An 18,549-nucleotide genomic window follows, 5' to 3' on the forward strand; every position below is an offset into this window, starting at 1 on the left:
GATTGTCAAAGCCTCGGACCGGATAGTCGCGGTGACTCGCAAGCATGACACCGACGTAGCCAAGGCAACGAGGGAAGTCGCCAAATCCGAAAGAGCAGCCGTTGACGCACGCAAGAGACTCGCCGCGCTAAAGGTGAGTCAGTATCGTGGGCACTTACAAACGTCCCCATCCAACGAATGGAGTTGCCCGATGACGCTTAACAATAAGGACGAGATCGCGAAGGCGCTCGGCGAGTTCTCACTCGACAACTTGCCAGAGGAGAAGCTCGCTGAGTTGGTTGCGCTCTTCGACGACATTCCCGAGGAGCTGCAAGTGCAGCTCATGAAGACGAATCCCGAGCTGCAGAAGTACGCACTGAAGGCCATTGCTGCCGTCGAGGACACGTTGAAGGCGACCCTGTCGTCGAACGACGCGAGCAACCAACAGGCGCTCGCTGCGCTTGCTCAGATTCGCGAGGTCATTGCGGGCGAATTGAACAAGGACAACATCAGCGATGAGCGCTGGCGCTTCTTAATCGAGACACTGATCGAAAACGGCCAGATGGTCGTTGCGAAGGACACCGAGAACAAGCAGTTCCTTGCCCAGCAGGCAAGTGCTGACCGCCAAACCAAGACAATGGCAGCGGCGATGCCTTACATCGAGACCGTGCTCCAAATAGGCGTCCGCATCATAATCAGCCGCGGTCGAGTGTAACGAACGCCTTAGCGGATGAACTGAAGACGCCGGGTACTCAGAACGGCGGGAGCGCTGGATCCCGCGCAGCCCCGCTCACGCTCACCTAGCACACGACACTCACGCTTCTCCCGAACAACCAAAACAATGCGGCCTGCCCTGACGTAGGCCGAATTGCTATCTACTGCGCCCCGCGACGCGCGGATTGGCAGGAGCGACTAATCGCGGGAAAAGAAAAAGGACCGAAACGGTTTCACAACCGTGCCGACCCTTCGTCCGATCAATATCCGGAAACTCATCCAAGTATTTCCGGAATGACCCGGGGTGCCCCCGCAGGGATTCGAACCCTGGACCCACGGATTAACCTGCTGCACTAGGTCTCCCTAGCCACCGCCTGAACGGCTTGCAGTCTGGACTATATCACCACCTTCGGCCGAACCGGTCAGGTGCGCCGCGTGTAGTCTCTGAGGTTCCCTTGCGGTTACCTGCTGATTGCCCAATCCATCGGATTTTCACTGCCCAGTATCGGACGAGTACCTAAGGCTCTAAGGGTGTTCCAGCATATAGCGGCGTTCATCCAACACATTTCTGCGCTGGCGCTCCATTTTTTTGTTTGTAGAAGTCCGATGCTCTAACCAGCTGAGCTACAGGGGCATTTGATCACACTAACAGCAACACCACTTTTTGGGGGAAGTTTTACCTTGCTGACAACATGTTCACGCCGTCAACCTCTTTTGTTCTCCTGCCACGTACCCACGAGTGCATAGATAACCGGTGCTCTACCAACTGAGCTAGAGGCCCCTGCCCGACAAATCTACCGGGCTTTTTCGGGTCGCGCGGCGACTGGCATAGTCTGGACTGTGATGACCGACGAGTTCCACAAGCCGACCCAGTTCTCGGGCGCGAAGTTCGAGAGCATGATGGGCGGCGACGACCCAGCCCAGATCAGCCGTGTCGCCCACGAGACGGCGCACGCGCTGCTGGCCCGTGTGCGGTTCAGCTCCGACCCCGGGGTCGTCGAGCGGCTGGTCGCGTACACCGACGACCACGGCATCGACGCGGTCGCCGAACTCTGGTCACGCGCGAGCGCGAGGTCGCTCCCAGGGGCTCTGTGGCGCATCTACCTCATGCGATCGCTCATCCGGCAGGATGCCCAAGGCACGAGCTTCTTCTACCAGCGCGGCACCGAGATGGCCGCGACAATCGACCCCGTGGTCGCTGGCGCGACGAGCCCCACGGGGCCGGCCGAGATCATCCAGCTCGCGGACGAGATCCTGCGGGGGGTATTCGAGGGCGACTTCGGCATCGCACTGGACCGCGCGGCCGCGTTCTGCCGCGTCACGTCGACCGGAGCCGCGAGCGTCGCGGACGACGTGGACGTCGCGGATCCCGCGCGCGCGACGGAGCTCACGACCAAGGCACTTCGTCTCTCGCACACCGCAAGCGAGTTCAGCGCCTGTGCTCGCTCGTGGCGTAGCGGCAAACTGGATTGACCCAGCCGGCTGTGCTTAGACTGGTAACTGGCCTTCGGGCCATGGCCGGACCGCAGTAACCCCGGGCTCCAATATTCGCCGCCTAGAGCGGCCGCACGCCGAGAGGCGTTCTGCGGTTCGGCCACATCTCGCCTTCCTTGTGCTCGTCACCGATCGGGGCCGCCGACCAATCGGATCCGTCGTCCGTGTCGAACAAAGAAGTATGACAATCGAGTGTGGTGCACCCGTGGCGCACGCGATGGTGGGGAATGTTTGGCATGCTTAGACTCGTGCCCAGCTTCAGAGAACCCAGTGAGGACTTCGCGTCCGACGTTGAGAGCGTCTCGAAAGAGGAGCTCCTGCGTCGAATCGCAGAGGGCGATCAGCAGGCGTTCAGTCGGCTGTATGACGACGTCGCCCCCCGAGTTCTCGGACTCATCCGTCGTCTGCTCATTGATCATGCGCAGTCCGAAGAAGTAGCCCAGGAAGTCTTCCTGGAGATTTGGCAGACCGCCTCTCGTTTCGACGAGAAAAAGGGTGGCGCGTCAACGTGGATCCTGACTATGGCGCACAGGCGTGCCGTCGACAGGATCCGATCGTCGCAGTCCTCCCGGGACCGCGACACCAAGGTCGGAATCCGGGACTTTGCCCCGGAGTACGATCATGTTTCAGAAACAGTTGAAGTCACCATCGAGCACGAGAGAGTGAAGGGGGCCATGGAGCGATTGACAGCATTGCAGCGCCAAGCCGTCTGCCTCGCGTATTACGGCGGTTACAGCCACAGCGAGGTCGCGGCGCTCCTCAAGGTGCCCATCGGCACGGTGAAGACCCGCCTTCGTGACGGCATGATCAGACTTCGCGACGAACTGGGAGTCGCATCGTGACCGAACGCGATGAACTACACCTCCTCACCGGAGCGTATGCACTCAACGCCCTCGACGAATCCGAGCGGGCCGCCGTCGACGGCTACCTCGCCGAATCAGAAGAAGCCCGAACGGAGGTGACCGAATTGTCTGACACCGCAGTGATGCTGGGACTCGCGTCCCCCCCGGTAACTCCATCACCCGAGTTCAAGGCCAACCTCATGGCGCTGATTTCGACCACCCCGCAGCTCGGGTCCGGGCGGGCACCGCACGCGGAGGCACCGCACGCGGAGGCACCGCATGCGGAGACGGATGCCGCTGTCACGCCGCTTGTCGCCGTCGCCCTGCTTCCGACCGCCGAGGCCGACGCCGTCCCCACGAGCGAGGACCAGGCCAGCATTCGCGAAATCGCCGCAGGCACCACGCGCAGCGCCGAAGCACGCGCACAGGCCCGCTGGTACCGCAGGCCGATGACGATGCTCCTGGCTGCCGCGGCGGCCGTCGCGCTCTTCGCCGGCGGCGCCGTCGTCGGGCAGCAGTTCACCGACGCGAACTACCAGAACGCGATGGCGCAGGCCGCGAGCCTCGCGGAGCTGACCGCCGCGCCCGACGTCGAACGCTCCGAGTCGTCGGTGAGCGGCGGCGGAACGGCGACCCTCGTTTGGTCCGAGTCGCTCCAGCGTTCGGCGATGATGTTCGACTCGCTCCCCGAGCTCACCGGGGACCTCGTGTACCAGCTCTGGTACATCGGCGATGCCGGCGCCGTCAGCGCAGGTACCTTCAGTGCCTCGTCAGAACAGGAATGGCGCATTCTCGAGGGATCGATCGGCGAGGCGAGCGCCGTTGGCATGAGTGTGGAGCCGCAGGGCGGCTCCGCGCAGCCGACGACGACCCCGATCGTTGTGATCGAAGACGCCTGACCCGCAACACAGCAATGCCCCCGGTCCCATGAGGTCGCGGGGGCATTCGTCTGCCGGGACCTACCCGAACTTGCCCGAGACGTAGTCCTCTGTCGCCTGGATGCTCGGCTTGGAGAAGATCGTCGTGGTGTCGTCGTACTCGATGAGCTTGCCGGGCTGACCGGTGCCGGCGATCGTGAAGAACGCAGTGCGGTCGGAGACACGGCTCGCCTGCTGCATATTGTGGGTCACGATCACGATCGTGAAGTCCTTCTTGAGCTCCTCGATGAGGTCCTCGATCGCGAGGGTCGAGATCGGGTCGAGGGCGGAGCACGGCTCGTCCATGAGGATGACCTCGGGCGAGACCGCCATGGCGCGCGCGATGCACAGGCGCTGCTGCTGGCCGCCGGAAAGGCCGGAGCCGGGCTTGTCGAGGCGGTCCTTGACCTCGTTCCAGAGGTTCGCCCCACGCAGCGACTCCTCGACGAGGCCGTCGCTGTCGGACTTTGACATCCGGCGGTTGTTGAGCTTGACACCGGCGAGTACGTTCTCGCGGATCGACATCGTCGGGAACGGGTTCGGGCGCTGGAAGACCATTCCAACCTGGCGGCGCACGAGCACAGGGTCGACGCCGGGGCCGTAGAGGTTGTTGCCGTCGATCATGACCTCACCCTCGACATACGCGCCGGGGATCACCTCGTGCATGCGGTTGAGCGTGCGCAGGAACGTGGTCTTGCCGCACCCGCTCGGGCCGATGAACGCCGTGACCGTTCGCGGCTCGATCGTCAGAGTCACGTCTTCCACGGCCTTGAACTTGCCGTAGTAGACGTTGAGGTCGTTCACTTCAATGCGCTTTGACACAGGTTTGTTTCCTTTGGGTCTGACGGGTGCAGCGTTAGCGGCCGAGCTTGGGCGAGAAGAACTTCGCGATGAGCCGGGCGATGAGGTTGAGTGCCATGACGATGAGCACGAGGGTGAGGGCGGCGGCCCAGGCCCGGTCGAGATAGGCCTGCACGTCGGTTCCCGGCGTCGCGTACTGGGTGTACACGAACACGGGCAGGGTCATGATGCGGTTGTTGAACAGGTCGTAATTCATGCTCGAGGTGAAGCCGGCGATGAGGAGCAGTGGCGCCGTCTCCCCTATCACCCTGGCGATCGCGAGCGTGACGCCCGTCGTGATCCCCGCGATCGAGGTGGGAATGACGACCTTGAGAATGGTCAGCCACTTCGGAACGCCGAGCGCGTAGGCCGCCTCGCGCAGCTCGTTCGGCACGATCTTCAGCATCTCCTCTGACGAACGCACGACCACGGGGGTCATCAGGAGCGACAGGGCGACTGCGCCGCCGAATCCGAACCGGATACCCGGATCACCGGTGATCAGGGAGAAGAAGGCGAACGCGAACAGGCCGGCAACGATCGACGGGATGCCGGTCATTACGTCAACGAAGAAGGTGATCGCCCGCGCGAGGGCCCCGTGCCCATACTCGACGAGGTAGATGGCGGTCAGAAGCCCCACCGGCACCGAGATGAGCGTTGCTGTGCCGGTGATCAGGAGCGTGCCTACGATTGCGTGCAGGGCGCCGCCGCCTTCGCCGACGACGTTGCGCATCGACTGGCTGAAGAACGCGGGGTCGAACCGGGCGATGCCATTGCCCAGCACCGTCCAGACGAGCGACAGCAGCGGGATGAGGGCGATCAGGAAGGCCGTGACGACAAGGGAGGTGACGAGCCTGTTGCGCGCTTGGCGGCCCCCCTCGACGAGGTAGGAGAGCGCGAACAGCATGATGTTGAACAGCACCGTGCCAAAGAAGACTGCGCCGACAATTGAAAAGTCGCCGCCCGTGCTGAGCTGCACGATCGCGAACACACCGGCCGCGACCGCCAAGCTTCCGCCGAGAATCGCCCAGGTGGCCCATTTGGGCAGCCTGCTGGCGGTGAGCGTGTTGGTTATTCCGGTGGTCGCCGGTGCGAGGGTGGTGGTCACTAGTTCGCTCCAGAGAACGCCTTGCGGCGGTTGACGACAAATCGGGCGATCGAGTTGATGACGAGCGTGATGATGAAGAGAATGAGTCCCGTCGCGATGAGCGCATTGACGCCGACCCCATAGGCGTCGGGGAACTTCAGGGCAATGTTGCCTGCGATCGTGGACGGGTTGGTCGAGCTCGTGAGTACGAAGCTGATCACCACCGCCGGCGACAGCACCATGGCGACAACCATCGTCTCGCCGAGTGCGCGGCCGAGCCCGAGCATCGCGGCCGAGACGATGCCGGCGCGGCCGAACGGCAGTACGGCCATCTGAATCATTTCCAAGCGGGTGGCGCCGAGGGCGAGGGCCGCCTCCTCGTGCAGTCTCGGGGTCTGCAGGAAGATCTCCCGCGAGAGAGCGGTGATGATCGGAATGATCATGACAGCGAGCACGATGGCGACGGTGAGCACGGTTCGGCCAGTGCCCGACACCGGCGGCGCGAACAGTGGGAACCAACCGAAATTGGTGACGAGCCAGTCGTAGAACGGTGTCAGAAACGGTGCGAGCACCTTGATGCCCCAGAGCCCGAATACCACAGATGGCACCGCGGCGAGAAGGTCGATGATGTAGCCGAGCCCCTGTGCGATGCGGCGGGGGGCGTAGTGAGAGATGAAGAGGGCGATACCGATCGACAGCGGGAAGGCGATGAGCAGCGCGAGGGACGCGGCCCAGACGGTTCCAAAGGCGAGGGGGGCGACGTAGGCCCAGAAGCTCGTCGGGGATCCTTCGAGTTCGGCCGGGTCGGCAACGAGTGCGGGGATGCTCTGAACTATGAGGAACAGGGCGACGGCCGCGAGGGCCGCGAGGATGAGCACTCCCGCGAAGAGGGTGCTCCCGGAGAAGATGCGGTCTGCGGGGCGGACCTTCGCGCGTGGTATCGCTGCTGTCATAGTGATTCTTCCTGCGGCCCGTCTGCGGGGGGTGTGGGGGAGGCTGAGGGGCGGGACCCAACCGACAGGCTGCGGCGAGTCATGTCGAAGACACGATCGCCGCAGCCAATCGACCCGGATTACGCTACTAGCTCATGATGTCGATTGCAGCCGTCACCTTCTCGAAGAGCGTGTCGGAGATCGGAGCCGAGCCGGCATCGGCCGCGGCTACTGCCTGGCCCTCGGAGCTCGCCATGTAGGTGAAGTAGTCCTTCACGAGGGCCCCCTGCTCGGAGTCGAGGTACGTCTCGCATCCGACGAGGTAGGCGACGAGAACGATCGGGTAGACACCTGCGGCGTCAGAGGTGCGGTCGAGGTTGATCGAGAGGTCGAAGTCGGGGCGCCCCTCGATGAACGGCGAGGCGTCCACGATGGCCGCTGCGGCTTCGGGGGAGTACTCGACGAACTCGTCGCCGACCTGGACAGCGACGGTTCCGAGGTCACCGGCACGCGAGGCATCCGCATAGCCGATGGTGCCGGTTCCGTTGGTCACCGCGTCGACGACACCGGAGGTGCCCTGCGCAGCCTCGCCGGACTCGATCGGCCAGACGCCGTCGGCCTCGTAGGTCCACACATCGGGAGCGGTGGCGGCAAGGTAGTCGGTGAAGTTCTCGGTCGTGCCGGAGTCATCCGAGCGGTGCACTGCGGTGATCGTCGTGGACGGGAGCTCGGCGCCCTCGTTGAGCGCGGCGATCTCCGGCGCGTCCCACGACGCGATCTCGCCGGAGAAGATGCCCGCGATCGTCGCAGGGTCGAGGTTGAGCGAGTCGATGCCGTCGAGGTTGAAGATCACGGCGATGGGCGAGACGTAGAGCGGGAGCTGCACGATGCCGCTGTCCGGTGCGCACGACGCGAAGCCGCCGGCGGCGACCTCTTCGTCGTTGAATGCACGGTCGGTTCCCGCGAAGCCGCTGCCGCCGGCGAGGAAGGTCTCGCGGCCGGCTCCGGAGCCGGAGGGATCGTAGTTGATGGTGACACCCTCATTTGCCATCTGGTACTCGGCGATCCAGGTCTGCTGCGCCGCGCCGACGGCGGACGACCCGGCTCCGACCAGGGTGCCGGTGAACTCGGAGCCCGTGTCGGTCTCGGTGTCCGTGGTCCCGCCCTCGTTGGAGGCGCAGGAGGAGAGCAGGATGGTGCCTGCAATGGCGATGACGGCCGCGCGGCCGAAACGTGTGGAGTTCACGATGTTCCCTTCGGGAGGTGCTGTTTGCTGTGTCGGGCCGGTGCTGGCCCACGACGTGACGTTACTCAGTGCCGATGACCACGTTCGACTGTTTTGGTGAACGGAAGGTGAACAGGCAGCGAACGACGCACTTGCGAGGGGTGTCAGAAGCTGGCGGGGGAGTGAACCTCGACGGCGACGATTCCGGCGGTCGGATCTGCGATCGAGAGGTGCACGACGGCGAAGTCGCCGGTCGCAAGCGAGGCCGCCTGGCGCAGCGTCCCATCGCGGGCGCTTCCCGCACAGGTGGCGACTTCGTCGATGATGTCGGGAAGCACCGGACCATGGCTGCAGAGCACCGCGGTCTGCCGCCTGGCGACCCGCTTGCTCACGATGCGGTGCACGTTGGCGACGCCGTCTTCGTGCGCGTCCTGGCTGATCGCGGCCGTCGCCTTGACGTCGAGCCCGAGCATCGTGGCGAGTGGGTCGATCGTGGAGATGCAGCGTGCGGCGGTGCTACTGATGAGCTTTGTCGGTCGGTACGCGGCGATTGCGCGCGCGGCGGCCTTGGCCTCCTCGATGCCGGCATGCTCGAGCGGCCTCGTAGAATCGGGGCCGTTCCAGGAGCTCGCGGGGACGGCCTTGCCGTGGCGGAGGGCGACCACCGCGAAGGTGCGAAGCGTGTTGCTGTCGGCGCGTGCGGCAAACCGGTCCATGAGTTCCTGGTCACGCTCATAACTGAGCTTGGCGCGAGCAGCCTTCAGAGTGACCCACTCGGTCGAGGTGACCTCGAAACTCGGCACGAAGTTCGACGCCGCGATCACGGCGTCGGTCGCTTCCGCCGCCCAGTAGTGCACGATCTTGTCTCGACCGGTCGGCAGCGAGTACGCGGTCTCGCCGAGCGGCGCACCGAGGGTCACCGCGAGGCCCGTCTCCTCGAGCGTCTCGCGCACGGCCGCCTCTGGCAGCGACTCGCGGGGCTCGAGCTTGCCCTTGGGCAGCGAGATGTCTCCGCGGTTGGCGCGGTGCACGAGCAGCACACGCACCCTGCCTCCGGTCATCCGCCAACACACAACGCCCGCCGCCACAAGAGTCGAGGGGTCAGTCACGGTCATCGGCGCACCCCGGGGCGTTTGCGCTGGGAAATCCGCCTCATCATGACATTCTGCATGTCGCGCAGAGGAGTGCCATCGGCGGCGAGATGGTGCCTGGTCCAGATGCCGTCGCCCGCGAGCTTCCACGCGGCCGTGTCCTCCGACATCGCGAGGGAGAAGAGGCTCTCGACGGCGCGCAGGTGTTCCGGGCTCGTGAGCCGCACGAGCGCCTCGATCCGGCGGTCGAGATTGCGGTGCATCATGTCGGCGCTGCCGATGTAGACGTCCGGGTTGCCGCCGTTGTGGAAGGAGAAGATCCGGGAATGCTCCAGATAGCGCCCGAGGACCGAGCGCACCGAGATGTTCTCGCTGAGCCCCGGTACGCCAGGCTTGAGCGTGCAGATTCCGCGGATGACCATCTGAACGGGCACACCGGCGTTGCTCGCCTCGTACAGCGCGTCGATCACCGCTTCGTCGACGATGGAGTTGAGCTTGATCTGGATGCCAGAGGGGGAGCCGGCCAGCGCGGCGGCCGTCTCCGCCCTGATGGCCTTGATGAGTCCCTTGCGCAGGTGCAGCGGGGCGACGAGGAGGCGCTTGAACTTCTTCTCGATTGCGTAGCCGGAGAGCTCGTTGAACAGCCGGGTGAGGTCCTTGCCGACGACATCGTCCGCCGTCAACAGGCCGAGGTCCTCGTACAGGCGGGAGGTCTTCGGGTTGTAGTTGCCGGTGCCGATGTGGCTGTAGTGCCGCAGGCGGCCCTCCTCCTGGCGCACCACGAGAGCGAGCTTGCAGTGGGTCTTGAGGCCGACGATGCCGTAGACGACATGCACCCCGGCCTTCTCGAGCTTGCGGGCCCAGTTGATGTTCGCGGACTCGTCGAACCTCGCCTTGATCTCGACCAGGGCGAGCACCTGCTTGCCGGCCTCGGCGGCGTTGATGAGCGCCTCGACAATCGGGCTGTCGCCGCTCGTGCGGTAGAGGGTCTGCTTGATCGCGAGCACGTCGGGGTCGGATGCGGCCTGCTCGAGGAACGCCTGCACACTCGTCGCGAACGACTCGTAGGGGTGGTGCAGCAGGATGTCCTGCCGGGCGATCGAGGCGAAGATGTCGGGACTGGCGCCGGGCTCGGTCGGCATGAGCTGCGTCGCCGTTGTCGGAACGTGCTTGCGGTACTTCAGCTGTGGGCGGTCGATCTTCGTGATGTCGAACAGGCCAGCGAGGTCGAGCGGCGCCGGCAGCCGGTAGACCTCCTGGTCGGTGATCCCCAGCTCCCGGACGAGCAGGTCGAGGGTCACCGGGTCCATGTCGTCGGTGATCTCGAGCCGGATCGGCGGGCCGAAGCGGCGCCGCAGCAGCTCGCGCTCCAGCGTCTGGATGAGGTTCTCCGACTCGTCCTCCTCAACCTGCACGTCTTCGTTGCGCGTGACGCGAAACTCGTGGTGGTCGAGGATCTCCATGCCGGGAAACAGGTGACTGAGGTGGTTCGAGATGAGGTCTTCGAGGGGGATGAAGCGCAGCATCCCGCTTCCGTCATCCGGCAGCTGCACGAAGCGCGCGAGCACCGGCGGCACCTTGAGCCGCGCGAACTCCTCGCGGTCGGTCTTGGGGTTGCGGATACGCACCGACAGGTTCAGCGAGAGTCCGGAGATGTAGGGGAACGGATGCGCGGGGTCGACGGCGAGGGGCATGAGCACCGGGAAGATCTGCGACGAGAAGATCTCCTCGACGCGCACCCGGTCGGCGGGGCCGAGGTCGGCCCAGGTCTCGATGTGAATCCCGGCGTCGTCGAGCGCGGGCTTCACGAGGTCGGTGAAGGCCGCGGCGTGCCGGGTCTGCAGCTCGTGGGCGCGCGCGGCAATGTCGCTGAGCACGTCGCGCGGCGCACGGCCGACGTTTGTCGGAACGGCGAGGCCGGTCACGATCCGGCGTTTGAGACCCGCAACGCGCACCATGAAGAACTCGTCGAGGTTGCCGGCGAAGATCGCAAGGAAGTTGGCCCGCTCGAGGAGCGGCAGGTCGGGGTCTTCGGCGAGCTCGAGAACCCGGGTGTTGAACGCGAGCCAGCTCAGTTCGCGGTCGAGGAACCGGTCGGGCGGGAGGGCGCCGTTGTCGGACCACGTCCACTCGTCGTCGTACTCGTCGTCAAGGAAGTCCGCGCCGACGGCGGCGACCACGGGAGAGATGTCGCTGTCCATGGCACCATCATGACACCATGCCACCGCCGCCCCGCGCGAATTCGTGAACGAGGTGTGAACCACGCGGGCGACAGGCGTTCAGCTCGCGCTGGAGGGCCGCGACGAGTACTGGATGTCGATCGAGTGATCGACAAAACCAACTGAGCGATAGAGGGTAACGGCCGCAGTGTTCTCCGCCTCGACGTAGAGGTTCGACTCCCGGATGCCGCGCGCTTCGAGCCTCTCGAGCCCGGCGGAGACGAGGCCCCGACCGAGGCCCTGGCCCTGCGCAGCGGGGGAGACCCCGACAGCGTAGAACTCGCCGATCCCGCCCTCGACCTTGAGCCAGCAGAATCCGATCATCCCGCCATCGTCGCCCGAGGCGATGAGAAAGTCGGCGGGGTCGAACCACGGCTCGGCCTTGCGTGCGTCCAAGTCGGCCTGGGTGAGGTCGCCCTGCTCGGCGTGGTCGGCGAAGGCCACCGCGTTGAGTGCGAGCCACTCGGCGTCGTCGGCACCGGGGCGGAAGGCGCGCGCCTCTGCGGCGCCGTCTGGCGCGCGCACCGGGGCCAGTCGGAGCTGCAGAAGTTCGCGCACCGGTTCCAGGCCAGCGCGCGCAGCGAGACTGCGGGCGTCAGGGTGGTCGCCGTGGGCCCAGATCAACGCGCGGCCGCCCGACCGCGCCAGCACATCCGCGAGCAGGCGCGCACCGAGCCCGCGGCGTCGATGGGTCGGGCTCACGACGAGCTCGGCCTCGGCCGGCGCAGCTCCCATCGTCATGATCGAGATGCCAGCGATCTCGCCGTCGATCTCGATGGCGGTGCCGGCCCTCGCGCCCGCACGCAGGTCCACGAGGGACTGGTCGGAGAACGGCGGTTGCCCGTCGGCGCGGGTCGCCTCGCCGATCAGGAGCGCGAGAGAGTTGGCGTGCTCGGCCGACGTCGGGTCGAGCGGCACAAGAAGGTCAGGCATGAACGGCCTGGCCACGGAGCTCGTCGTCGTCGTGCAGGTTGAATCGGTAGCCGACGTTGCGCACCGTTCCGATAAGCGACTCGAGGTCGCCGAGCTTCGCGCGAAGGCGGCGCACGTGCACGTCGACGGTGCGGGTGCCGCCGAAGTAGTCGTAGCCCCACACCTCACTGAGCAGCTGCTCGCGGGTAAACACGCGTGACGGGTGCGTCGCCAAGAAGCGCAGAAGCTCGAATTCCTTGAAGGTGAGGTCGAGCGGGCGCCCGTGAACCTTCGCCGAGTAGCTCGCCTCGTCGATGACGACGCCCGAGGCGTGGATCTTATGGCTCATCTGGTCCTGCGTCTGGCGGGCTATCAGGAGGCGGATGCGAGCGTCGACCTCCGCCGGACCGGCGTTCTCAAGGATGACGTCGTCGATGCCCCACTCCGCGTTGACGGCCGTGAGCCCGCCCTCGGTGAGCACGAGCAGGAGCGGCACGTTGATGCCGGTGGACCCCAGGATCTTGCACAGCGACTTCGCACTGGCGAGGTCCCGACGTGCGTCGACCAGCAGCAGGTCGCAGCTCGGCGCGTTGATCAACTGGGCGGGCTCCGCCGGGATCTGGCGCGTCTTGTGACTGAGCAGTCCGAGGGCGGGGAGCACCTCGCTGTCGACCGCAGGGGTCAATATCAACAGCTGTGCCACGCGTCCTCCAGAAGGGCCGAAACTGCAGTCTATAAGTCCACGTAGACCCGGCATCGCGGCGGAGTCGCCGCGGCACACCGAAGTGCGGGCGGTAGGGCACAATTGGAGCATGGCGGCTCACCTCAGCACGGCGATCCCCGTGTGGGTTGCGGCAGCGATCGGAGCGCTCCTCATCGGGCTCTTCGCCCCGCCCGACGAATACCTGATCTGGATTGCGGTCGCCATGGCATCCGCCGTGCTGTTAACCTTCGTCATCCAGGTCGCGACGACCCAGAAGAAGGGCTTCGTGGACAGGATCATGCTGAGCGTCGGCGGTGCCATCCTTGTTCTCGCCGCCGCGACCGGCGTGCTGAGCCTCGTCGCCGCCGGGTGAGGTTAGAATCGGATCATGTCTCTCCTCGCAATCGAGCTGTTCTTCGTCGGCCTCCTCGTGCTCGCGTCGCTGTCGATCGGGTACATCTCGGTGCTCGTCGTCTACAACCTCTACAAGGGCCAGCGCTGACTTCCTGCGCAGTCCGGGAGGTCTCATGATCGAGCTCGACTCCACCCTTCCCGCTGAGCTAGTCCCACTCTCGTGGCTCCTCGGCGTCTGGGAGGGCACCGGCGTGGTCAACTACGACACCGGCGACGGCCTCCGCAACTACGAGTTCGGGCAGCGGTTGAGCTTCAGCCACGACGGCCTACCGCACGTCAACTACACCTCGTACACCTGGCTCCTCGACGAGGGCCGGACACCGCTCGCGACAGAGACCGGCTACTGGCGGCTCAGCCGCCCCGCCACCGCAGCCGACCCCGGCCCCGGTCTCCTGCCCGGTGTCGGGGTGACGCCGTTCACGACAGCGAGCGCCGTCGAGACGCTGCGCAATGCGGGCAACGCGTTCGACATCGAGGTGTCGATCCTTCATCCCGGCGGCGTGAGTGAGCTGTACATCGGCGAGGTCAAGGGGCCCCGCATCGACCTCGCGACGGATGCAGTGCTGCGTTCGGTCAACTCGAAGGAGCACGCGGCCTCGACCCGCCTCTACGGACTCGTCGAAAACCACCTGCTGTGGGCGTGGGACATCGCCGCGCTCGGCCAGGGTCTGCGTACCCACGCCTCAGGAAGGCTGTCCCGTGACGAGTGAATTTCTGGGACTCCCCGGGGCCGTCGCGGCCACCGGCGCAGACGCGGGAGTCGCCGCGCACTACGGTGACCCGTTCCGTGAGCAGCGTGCGCTCGCCCGTGGCGAGGCGGTTGTGGACCTGTCGCATCGCGCCGTGATCTCGGTCTCGGGAAGTGACCGGCTGAGCTGGATCGACTCGATCACCAGCCAGGCGGTCAAGGGCATGCGCCCGGGCGACTCGAGCGAGACCCTGCTGCTCGATCAGCACGGGCATCTCGAGTACGCGGTCGGGCTGCTCGACGACGGCGAGACCCTCTGGATGCTGCTCGAGGCGTCCGAGGCTCCCGGCCTGCTCGACTGGCTGACCAGAATGCGCTTCATGCTGAGGGTCGAGCCAGCCGACCGTTCCGCCGAGTTCGCCGTGATCGGTGCCGTCGGCGACGCGGGTCTGCCGGCTGCCGCTCCCGCTGGCGTGCCGCTCATCTGGCGTGACCCGTGGTCGGCGGTCGCGCCCGGCGGGCACCAGTATGCCGCGGCCGACGGGCATCCGGCTGCCGACTGGCACTGGACCCAGACCATCGTTCCCCGCTCCGCTCTCGCCGAGATCGCGGCAACCCGGCCGGCGGCGGGGATTCTCGCCGCCGAGGCGCTCCGCATCGCAGCCTGGCGCCCTCGGGCGGCAACCGAGGTCGACGAGCGGAGCATTCCGCACGAGCTCGATTGGCTGCGCTCTGCGGTGCATCTCACGAAGGGCTGCTACCGCGGCCAGGAGACGGTCGCCAAGGTGCACAACCTGGGGCATCCGCCTCGCCGCCTCGTCATGCTGCACCTCGACGGATCGGATGCAGTGCTGCCGCATCCCGGCGACGAGGTGATGCTCAAAGACAAGTGCGTCGGCAAGATCACCTCCTCCGCGATTCACTTCGAGCTCGGGCCGATCGCGCTCGCCGTGGTCAAGCGCTCCGCCGATCCGGCCAGCACCCTCACGGTCGCCACGGACGATACGACAGTCGCGGCGGCGCAGGAGATCATCGTGCCCCCGGATGCCGGTGCGACAGCCGGAGTTCCGCGGATCCCGCGGCTCGGTGCCGTGCGCCGCTGACATGACGGCCTCCCGCCCGGCCGACGGCGCGATGCGACGGCTTGAGCGGTCGGTGCGGCGCCGCATCGACCTGACCCAGCGACTGCGCCGGGTCCGCAACTCGGTTCCCGCGGCGGTGCAGATCATGATCGCCGCCACCGTGTCGTATGTCATCGCACGTGTGCTGCTCGGGCACGACTTTCCGGTCGTCGCGGTCACCGTCACGATCACGGCCCTCGGTTTTGCCCGGGATGCGAGCCCGCGCCGGGTTCTCGACATCCTCGTCGGAATCCTCATCGGCATCAGCCTGAGCGAGCTCATGCTGATCCTCGTGGGGCCAGGCACCTGGCAGCTCGCCTTCGTGCTCGTGATTACCCTGCTCGTGGCGAGGTTCATCTCGCCGAGCGCGGCGTTCACCGTCGCGGCGGGGGTGCAGTCGACGCTCGTAATGGTGCTCCCGCCACCGGAGGGCGGCGTCTTCGTCCGCAGCATCGACGGCGTCGTCGCCGGTGTCGTGGCGCTGCTTGTCACGGCGCTCATTCCGCGCGACCCGCGGAGTGCGGCCGAGCGCGACGCGAAGAAGCTGTTCGCGACGCTCGACGAGGCTCTCGGCACCCTCGTCGTCGCGCTGGAGACTGCCGACGAGCCGGCCGCCGATCTCGCTCTCACCCGGCTGCGCCGCACCCAGCAGATGATCGACGAGTGGACGACGTCCCTCGATTCGGCGATCGGCATCGCGAGAATCTCCCCGTTCCTGCGCCGGTACCTGCCCGAGCTGCGCGCGCAGTGGAGGCTGCTGGGCTGCCTCGACCTCGCCTCGAGACACCTGCGGATCATCACCCGCAGAGCCGATTTCCTCGTGCGCGACGGCCGGGAGAGGCCCGAGCTCGGGACACTCATCACCGACGTCCGGGCGGGAATCCGTCTATTGCGGACTGATCAGGACCAGGCGCGCGAGCATCTCAGCGAGGTCGCCCGACGGCTGTCTCCGGAGGCTGTGCTGCCCGGGTCCGAACTGACCGAGTCGGTGCTTGTGCTGCTCATCCGGCCGCTCATCGTCGATCTGCTGACCGCAACCGGGATGAACGCCAGCGACGCGAGGAAGGCGCTCCCCGACCCGTAGCGGCGCCAGGCCGCGGCGTGGGGCTGCGGGTGTGGGTGTCGATGTGCCTGTGGGTGCGGCTGTGGATGTCGATGTGCCTGTGGATGTGGCTGCGATGTATGGATGCGGTTGCGGTTGCGGCGCCCCCGCCGCCTGGTGCGGGTGTGCGCGGAATATCGGTGTGCGCGCATTGCCCGCGTGACCCCGTGTGTGTTCGTAATGCTGGCGTGTGCGCGTATTGCCCGCGTGTACGCGCATTACCCGCGTTTCTGATGTTGCATGCCCTCGTCTTGGGGATTCGCGGGTGCTGCGCCTCCACGTGGGTGGTGTGCCGCCCGCGCTCGCGCGCGCTCCCCGCGTTGCCCGCGTTGCCCGCGCTCCCCGCGCTGCCCGCGTTGCCCGCGTGAGAGTGCGTGACCCCGTGAGAGTGCGTGACCCCGTGAGAGTGCGTGACCCCGCGTGTGCGCGTACTGCCGGCGTGTGCGCGTACTGCCGGCGTAAGTGCGCATCACCCGCGTCAACGCGTATTGCCCGCGACCCTGATGTTGCATACCCTCGTCCTCAGGATTCGCGGGTGCTGCGCCTCCACGCGCGCGGTGTGCCGCCCGCGCTCGCGCGCGCTACCCGCGCTCGCGCGCGCTCCCCGCGCTCGCCCGTCGTGCCGCGCGCAACCCACCGGATAGCCGTTGCCTCATTCTCCGCCGAGGCCGGTTCGCGATCGCAACCCGGGCCGTCGATAAGCTTGCCGCATGACCTACACCCTCATTCTTCTGCGCCATGGGCAGTCCACCTGGAATCAGGCGAACCTTTTCACTGGCTGGGTAGATGTGCCGTTGAGCGACATTGGTGCGCAAGAGGCCCACCGCGCGGGTGAGCTGCTCGCGTCGACCGGAATCCTTCCTGACGTTCTGCACACCTCGGTGCTCAAGCGCGCGATCCAGACCGCCAACATCGCCCTCGACGTCGCCGACCGCGACTGGATCGACGTGCGCCGCTCCTGGCGCCTGAACGAGCGCCACTACGGCGCCCTGCAGGGCAAGGACAAGGCACAGACCCTCGCCGAGTACGGACCGGAGCAGTTCAAGTCCTGGCGCCGCTCGTTCGACATGCCGCCGCCGCCGCTCGACGACGACGCCAAGTACTCCCAGGCGCACGACCCCCGCTACGCGACTCTCGGTGACGACCTTCCGCGCACCGAGTCGCTGAAGCTCGTGATCGACCGGATGCTGCCGTACTGGGAGTCCGACATCAAGCCCGACCTGGCCTCGGGCAGGAGGGTGCTCGTGACGGCCCACGGGAACTCGCTGCGCGCGCTTGTGAAGCACCTCGACGGCATCTCCGACGGGGACATCGCCGACCTGAACATCCCAACCGGCATCCCGCTTGTCTACGAGCTCGACGAGAATTTCGCTCCAGTGAAGCCGGGCCGCTACCTTGACCCCGATGCCGCCGCCGCCGGTGCGGCCGCGGTCGCCGCGCAGGGCAAGAAGTAACCAGAGGGACGAAAAAGGGGAGAGACGCCGCGTGCGTCTCTCCCCTTTTTTCCGCCAGGGGGCGGTCTGTGCTCAGCTGTCGGATCCGACGAGGTTGCCGGTCGCCAGATACTGGATGTTCTTGGCAATCGTGACCGCGTGGTCCGCGAAACGCTCGTGGTACCGGCTCGCCAGGGTGGCGTCGACCGTGTCGACCGCCGCACCCTTCCAGGTCTCGCCGAGCACCGCATCGAAGACACTGACGTGCAACTCGTCGATTCGGTCGTCCTCGTTACGGATCTCCTCGGCGAGCTTCACGTCTTCCGACTTGAGCAGCTCGGTGAGCTTTTTCGCGATCGCGACGTCGAGCGTGCCCATCTCGTGGAAGGTGGAGCGAAGGCTCTTCGGAATGACCTTCTCCGGGAAGCGGTACCGGGCGAGCTGCGCGATGTGCTCGGCGAGGTCGCCCATCCGCTCGAGCGACGCGCTGATCCGGAGGGCGCTCACGACGATGCGCAGATCCCTGGCGACCGGTTGCTGTCGGGCGAGGATGTCGATGGCGAGCTCATCGAGCGACTTCGCGGCGCTGTCGATCCTGCTGTCGCCGGCGATGACCTTCTCGGCGAGCGAGACGTCTGACTCATTGAACGCGCGTGTGGCGTTGTCGATCGAGAACTCGACGAGTGTGGACATCTCGACGAGACGGTCCTGCACCTCGCGCAGTTCCTGCTGGAATACTTCGCGCATGTTGCCCCTTCGTTGCGGACGTACGACATCCGACCAATCCAAGTTATCCTGCGCTCTGCCGGTTAACAATTGGTGATGCTCAGCTGAAGTTT

At 66.1% G+C, this 18,549-nt stretch carries 18 protein-coding genes; 9 read left to right on the top strand and 9 right to left on the bottom strand.

Annotation, left to right across the window (positions count from 1 at the left end; all coding sequences use genetic code 11):
* The first annotated feature begins 190 nt into the window (after positions 1-190).
* The 4 genes from BHD05_RS05380 (at position 191) to BHD05_RS05395 (ending at position 3,928) form a co-directional block, all read left to right on the top strand.
* Entirely contained in the window at positions 191-694 is a 504-nt protein-coding gene (locus BHD05_RS05380; RefSeq protein ID WP_161885523.1) for a hypothetical protein, read from the top strand.
* 842 nt (positions 695-1,536) lie between these two features.
* The gene (locus BHD05_RS05385) at positions 1,537-2,166 is read left to right on the top strand and encodes a DNA-directed RNA polymerase subunit beta (RefSeq protein WP_161885524.1); all 630 of its coding nucleotides are present in this window, start codon (positions 1,537-1,539) and stop codon (positions 2,164-2,166) included.
* Between the two features lie 257 nt (positions 2,167-2,423).
* Complete coding sequence (locus BHD05_RS05390) at positions 2,424-3,029, top strand: sigma-70 family RNA polymerase sigma factor (protein ID WP_161885525.1); 606 nt, start codon at positions 2,424-2,426, stop codon at positions 3,027-3,029.
* Positions 3,026-3,928, top strand: coding sequence for an anti-sigma factor (locus BHD05_RS05395; protein WP_161885526.1), 903 nt, complete (start codon positions 3,026-3,028; stop codon positions 3,926-3,928). The genes BHD05_RS05390 and BHD05_RS05395 overlap by 4 nt, the downstream gene beginning before the upstream one ends.
* A 60-nt stretch (positions 3,929-3,988) precedes the next feature.
* On the opposite strand, the gene pstB is transcribed toward BHD05_RS05395, so the two are convergent.
* From pstB to BHD05_RS05435, 8 genes are all read right to left on the bottom strand, one after another.
* A complete protein-coding gene (pstB, locus tag BHD05_RS05400) occupies positions 3,989-4,768 on the bottom strand; it encodes a phosphate ABC transporter ATP-binding protein PstB (RefSeq protein ID WP_161885527.1) in 780 nt (259 codons plus the stop codon).
* A gap of 34 nt (positions 4,769-4,802) precedes the next feature.
* A complete protein-coding gene (gene pstA, locus BHD05_RS05405) occupies positions 4,803-5,891 on the bottom strand; it encodes a phosphate ABC transporter permease PstA (RefSeq protein ID WP_161885528.1) in 1,089 nt (362 codons plus the stop codon).
* Positions 5,891-6,823 carry a phosphate ABC transporter permease subunit PstC gene (gene pstC / locus BHD05_RS05410; RefSeq protein WP_161885529.1) on the bottom strand — a complete coding sequence of 311 codons (933 nt, stop codon included), beginning with the start codon at positions 6,821-6,823 and terminating at the stop codon, positions 5,891-5,893. Before pstC ends, pstA begins: the two co-directional genes overlap by 1 nt.
* A gap of 127 nt (positions 6,824-6,950) precedes the next feature.
* A complete protein-coding gene (locus BHD05_RS05415) occupies positions 6,951-8,048 on the bottom strand; it encodes a phosphate ABC transporter substrate-binding protein PstS (protein ID WP_161885530.1) in 1,098 nt (365 codons plus the stop codon).
* Between the two features lie 143 nt (positions 8,049-8,191).
* Positions 8,192-9,142 carry an NUDIX hydrolase gene (locus tag BHD05_RS05420; protein WP_236966658.1) on the bottom strand — a complete coding sequence of 317 codons (951 nt, stop codon included), beginning with the start codon at positions 9,140-9,142 and terminating at the stop codon, positions 8,192-8,194.
* Positions 9,139-11,319, bottom strand: a complete 2,181-nt coding sequence (locus BHD05_RS05425; protein ID WP_161885531.1) for an RNA degradosome polyphosphate kinase — start codon at positions 11,317-11,319, stop codon at positions 9,139-9,141. The genes BHD05_RS05420 and BHD05_RS05425 overlap by 4 nt, the downstream gene beginning before the upstream one ends.
* Positions 11,320-11,397: 78 nt before the next feature.
* Entirely contained in the window at positions 11,398-12,270 is an 873-nt protein-coding gene (gene mshD / locus BHD05_RS05430; RefSeq protein WP_161885532.1) for a mycothiol synthase, read from the bottom strand.
* On the bottom strand, positions 12,263-12,952 hold the full coding sequence (locus BHD05_RS05435) for a response regulator transcription factor (protein WP_202614298.1): 690 nt from the start codon (positions 12,950-12,952) through the stop codon (positions 12,263-12,265). Before BHD05_RS05435 ends, mshD begins: the two co-directional genes overlap by 8 nt.
* Positions 12,953-13,061: 109 nt before the next feature.
* Between BHD05_RS05435 and BHD05_RS05440 the strand changes: the two genes are divergently transcribed.
* From BHD05_RS05440 to BHD05_RS05460, 5 genes are all read left to right on the top strand, one after another.
* A complete protein-coding gene (locus BHD05_RS05440; RefSeq protein ID WP_161885534.1) occupies positions 13,062-13,325 on the top strand; it encodes a hypothetical protein in 264 nt (87 codons plus the stop codon).
* 154 nt (positions 13,326-13,479) lie between these two features.
* Entirely contained in the window at positions 13,480-14,076 is a 597-nt protein-coding gene (locus BHD05_RS05445) for a nitrobindin family protein (protein ID WP_161885535.1), read from the top strand.
* Entirely contained in the window at positions 14,066-15,157 is a 1,092-nt protein-coding gene (gene ygfZ, locus BHD05_RS05450) for a CAF17-like 4Fe-4S cluster assembly/insertion protein YgfZ (protein WP_161885536.1), read from the top strand. Before BHD05_RS05445 ends, ygfZ begins: the two co-directional genes overlap by 11 nt.
* A 1-nt stretch (position 15,158) precedes the next feature.
* On the top strand, positions 15,159-16,259 hold the full coding sequence (locus BHD05_RS05455; RefSeq protein WP_161885537.1) for an FUSC family protein: 1,101 nt from the start codon (positions 15,159-15,161) through the stop codon (positions 16,257-16,259).
* Between the two features lie 728 nt (positions 16,260-16,987).
* Positions 16,988-17,731, top strand: coding sequence for a phosphoglyceromutase (locus BHD05_RS05460; RefSeq protein ID WP_161885538.1), 744 nt, complete (start codon positions 16,988-16,990; stop codon positions 17,729-17,731).
* A gap of 72 nt (positions 17,732-17,803) precedes the next feature.
* Here BHD05_RS05460 and phoU read toward each other — a convergent pair whose 3' ends face one another.
* Entirely contained in the window at positions 17,804-18,457 is a 654-nt protein-coding gene (gene phoU / locus BHD05_RS05465; protein ID WP_161885539.1) for a phosphate signaling complex protein PhoU, read from the bottom strand.
* Positions 18,458-18,549: the final 92 nt, after the last annotated feature.

This window comes from Marisediminicola antarctica (assembly GCF_009930795.1).
In the GTDB taxonomy this organism is placed as follows: Bacteria; Actinomycetota; Actinomycetes; order Actinomycetales; family Microbacteriaceae; genus Marisediminicola; species Marisediminicola antarctica.